The following is a 3,580-nucleotide window of genomic DNA, read 5'->3' as shown; positions in this document are numbered from 1 at the left end:
CAATCGGAGCCACGACGTTCGGCACGTGCCAGCTTGCCGGCGACGAGGCCGGGGCGGGCGGGGCTGCGAACGTCGTGGCTCCGATTGCGGCGGGTGCCGAAGCGATCGACGGAGCCTGCGTAGGAGCGGTTGCCCCGAAGGACGGCAGCGAGCCGGTCGGAGCGACGGGCGAGCCGGAGATCGGTTGCGCCGGAGTCGCTGCGGCGGACGTGATCGGCGCGACGGCGCCGGGGGACGGCGCAGTCGTGTCGGAAACGGCCGGTGGCACGGGCAGGCTTGCGGCCGGCTGCGGTGCGACCGGGCCGGAGGTGCCGAACGTGCCGAATGTCGTACCCGTCGATGAGCTTGCGGGGTTGACCTGCGCCGGCACGGGCGAAACGGACGCGGTGTTCACGGGCATCGCGGTAGCGAGCGCCGGTGTGGCAGCCGGTACGGGCGCAGTCGAACCGGATGTCGAAGCCGACGTGCCGGCCGTCGACGGAGTCACGACGGGCGATGTGGGCGTCGATCCACGGGGGAACGAATCGTAAGTCGTGCCCGTTCCGCTAGCCGGGGCTGCCGACGCAACCGATGCAACGGTCGATGTCGATGCGGCCGGCTGCGAAAGCGAAGCCGACGCGGCACCGGTTACGCCGACCGGGGATGTCGATGGGGTAGACGCAGGTGTCGATGCCGATGCGGCCGGCTGCGAAAGAAAAGCCGACGCAGCGCCGGTGACGCTGACCGGGGATGTCGATGGGGCAGATGCAGCGGTCGATGCCGACGCGGTCGGCTGCGACAGCGAAGCCGACGCGGCACCGGTTACGCCGACCGGGGATGTCGATGGGGTAGACGCAGGTGTCGATGCCGACGCGGCCGGCTGCGAAAGAGAAGCCAACGCGGCACCGGTTACGCCGATTGCGGATGTCGACGCGGCCGATGCAGCGGTCGATGCCGACGCGGGCGACTGAGCAGGCGAGCCGGATGCCGTGCCGGTCACGCGATCCATTGAAGTGGTATCGGCGACAGGCGATGCCCCCGAAGCGGATGCAGGTGCTTGCGCGGTGGTGCCGACGAGCGGCGACGCAGCAGCAGGCGAAGCCGTCTGCATGGCGGCAAACGGTTGAGCGGCAACCGGCGATTTCGGCAATTCCACGGCGAAGGTTGTATTCGTCGGGGCAGATTGTGCCGTCGACGGTTTCCAAGTCCATTCCGCTGCCGGCGCGGAGCCCTGAGCGCTTGCCGACGGCGGTGCCGCAGGTTCTGCCGCGTCCGCCTTGACGGCTTCCGGTGCTGCACCCGACACGGCCGATCCCGACGTTGCCGACACCGCCGCAAACGGCCTGGCTTCGGCACTTGCGCGTGACGTCGTTTCGGTGGTCGGCGAAGAGGGGAGGGCAGCGAACGGTGCGACGTTCCCGGCTGCTTTCACGTCGGCGTGCGCATCGTCGATGCCCTGCGGCACGCGGGCCGATGCAATGTGATCGATTGCGGGAGCCGGTTGCGCCGTGTACCTGTCGTCGTTATCGAAGGGTGCCGGCAGGTTGCTCGCGGCGATGTCGCGAGCCGCCTCGTTCCTGGGTTGTGCGGCGGCAGCCTCGGCCGGTTCCGATCCCGTCGCGTTCGTCGACGACGCGGCGGCCGCGTTCCACGCGGATGCGTCGAACGCGGAAACCGGCCGGCTGGCGAGGTCTTCCCACGGTGCGAGGTCGATGGGCGCGTCGAACGAAGGTGAGGGTGCGGACGGGATTCCCGGCGTCGGCGCGGCAGGCGCATCGTCGGCGTACCGGAGCTCGTCGTCGGCGTGATGCGAAAACGCGGCATCGTCGCTGCCGGTATTCGACAGCGCGTGCGGGGCGGCCGCGTCGAGCGCCACGGTGCCCGCATCGGCACCCGGTGCATGAACAGCGGGCGCCGCCGGCATGAACGCGTCGAGCACGATCGGTGCGTTGTCGTCGTACGTCGGCGCCGCATCGTGCGCGAGCGACACAGTAGCGTCATGCGCGGCGAGGCCATGGGTTGCGGCGGCGTTCCCGGCCGAAGCGGCCTGCACGGTCGATGCGGCCGCCGATGCCGGCGCCGCTACGCCGGCTGCTGCCGCGGCCACCCCGGCCACGGTAGCGGCTGCGGCGGCAGCGTGCCCGGCGTCGGCCGACTGCGCGCCGCCCAGCGTCGCCCATTGTGCGGTGCTGGCCTCGATCGAGCGCAGCGTGTCGTGCACACTCGGTGCCGGCGCGATCGGCGCGGCGGGTTTTTCCGTCCATGCGTAGAGCGGCGCACGCGCCGGCGTTTGCGGCACCGGACGACGTCGAGCCGTATCCGCAGGCTGGCCGGCCGAACCTGCGCCTGCGACGGGGCGTACCGGCGGGCGCTGCGGCTGCGCGGCGGCCGGCCGCGGCGTGACCGTGGTACGCGGCGTAGTCGGCTTCAATGCGGGCGTGGCCGGACGCGCGGCTGTCGGGCGCGGGCGGACGGGTTCGAATCCGACGGGAAGCGGGGCCGGATCGGGGCGCGGGACCTGCGAATTCGCTGCTGCGCGCGCCAGGCTGGCGGTGCTGCCGGTCGTTGGTGGCGGCATCGCGCTGGCCGGGGGAATCGGTGCGGGCTGCGTCGGCGTGCGCTGGGGCGCGGTCGGTTTCAACCAGCCCGACGGCGCGACGGGTTCCACGTGAGGGCGCGGGGGCGTGCTGCTGCGCGGCTTCGGCCGCGCCTGCGGATCGGGTTTCCACAGCGTCGGACGCGAATACCGGCCGTTCTGGCGCGGCGCCATCGAATTGACGGTATGCGCGGTGGTCGGCTGCACGACGTCGTCGTCGCGATGAAGCGCGCTGCGCGGCAGGTCGGCAATGCCGCGGGCATCGTCGTCGCCGCCGTCGCGCGACAGCTTGACGCCGAACGACGTGTCGACCCACGCGGCGAACTGACGCCAGCCGATGCCGGTCAACCAGGGCAGCCCGGCGAAGAACAGCACGACCATCGCGACCGGCGTGCCGATCGGGCCGAGCACGTGGGCGAAGCCTGCCGAGAACGCATGGCCGAGCGCGTTCGTGTCGGGGCCCGACAGCGGGCTCGTCAGCGTGCAGCTGGCCACGAACACCGCGGCGAAGCCGAGCCACAGACGGATCGAGCCGCGGCCGGCGAGCCCGCCGCCGCCGGGCAGCATCGCCTGCACGAGACGCCAGAAGAGAAGGAGGAACCAGACGGCGGAGATGCCGAACCAGCCGAAGACAACCGTGTGCATGCTTTGAAACAGGAGTGGGGAGGGGCGCGCGGGGCGCGACCCGCCGAGTTTAACCGGCCGGCGAACAAGACTCTAACGCGGCGTGCATCCGCTTCACGCCGCGCGACGCGGATGCGCGGCACACGCGCGCGGCGCGCCACGCCGACCCTCACCCACCGGCGCCCCTGATCCACGGCCCGCGCGAAGGCCCACCCACCCCCTCCCCGTCCCGCGCCGCCCGCGTCTCCCGCGCATCCGCGCCCCCCCGCGCGCCCCGCACTCCCGCCGCGCTCCATCCCCGCTCGCTCGCCGGCCACACCCGCCGCGCCGCGCCTCCCCCGCCCCTCCCCACCCCCCTCCCCCCGCACCCCCCGCGCTCCC

The 3,580-nt window shown here is 72.5% G+C and carries 4 protein-coding genes and 1 pseudogene; 4 read left to right on the top strand and 1 reads right to left on the bottom strand.

Going from position 1 to position 3,580, the window contains the following annotated elements; translation table 11 throughout:
- Positions 1-530: pseudogene (locus FOZ70_RS37775) on the top strand (hypothetical protein); the annotation flags it as partial.
- A 15-nt stretch (positions 531-545) separates the two neighbouring features.
- Here the strand turns inward: FOZ70_RS37775 and FOZ70_RS37770 are convergent.
- A complete protein-coding gene (locus FOZ70_RS37770) occupies positions 546-1,184 on the bottom strand; it encodes a hypothetical protein (RefSeq protein WP_219707913.1) in 639 nt (212 codons plus the stop codon).
- 351 nt (positions 1,185-1,535) lie between these two features.
- Between FOZ70_RS37770 and FOZ70_RS37765 the strand changes: the two genes are divergently transcribed.
- The 3 genes from FOZ70_RS37765 to FOZ70_RS37755 all read left to right on the top strand — a co-directional run bounded on the left by FOZ70_RS37765 (position 1,536) and on the right by FOZ70_RS37755 (position 3,388).
- Positions 1,536-1,787: a hypothetical protein gene (locus FOZ70_RS37765; protein WP_219707912.1), complete on the top strand. Its 252-nt coding sequence runs from the start codon at positions 1,536-1,538 to the stop codon at positions 1,785-1,787.
- Positions 1,788-1,901: 114 nt separating this feature from the next.
- Entirely contained in the window at positions 1,902-2,249 is a 348-nt protein-coding gene (locus FOZ70_RS37760; RefSeq protein ID WP_219707911.1) for a hypothetical protein, read from the top strand.
- A 512-nt stretch (positions 2,250-2,761) separates the two neighbouring features.
- A complete protein-coding gene (locus FOZ70_RS37755; RefSeq protein ID WP_219707910.1) occupies positions 2,762-3,388 on the top strand; it encodes a hypothetical protein in 627 nt (208 codons plus the stop codon).
- Positions 3,389-3,580: the final 192 nt, after the last annotated feature.

This window comes from Burkholderia sp. COPS (genome assembly GCF_019425585.1).
In the GTDB taxonomy this organism is placed as follows: domain Bacteria; phylum Pseudomonadota; class Gammaproteobacteria; order Burkholderiales; family Burkholderiaceae; genus Burkholderia; species Burkholderia cepacia.
The sequence above is the reverse complement of the archived record's forward strand: the minus strand, read 5'-3'. Positions and strand labels throughout refer to the sequence as shown.

What these genes read in the sequence shown, in the direction of transcription:
- FOZ70_RS37760 (WP_219707911.1), top strand. Translation starts at nt 1,902, where the DNA reads ATGAACGCGTCGAGCACGATCGGTGCGTTGTCGTCGTACGTCGGCGCC.
- FOZ70_RS37755 (WP_219707910.1), top strand. Translation starts at nt 2,762, where the DNA reads ATGCGCGGTGGTCGGCTGCACGACGTCGTCGTCGCGATGAAGCGCGCT.
- FOZ70_RS37765 (WP_219707912.1), top strand. Translation starts at nt 1,536, where the DNA reads ATGTCGCGAGCCGCCTCGTTCCTGGGTTGTGCGGCGGCAGCCTCGGCC.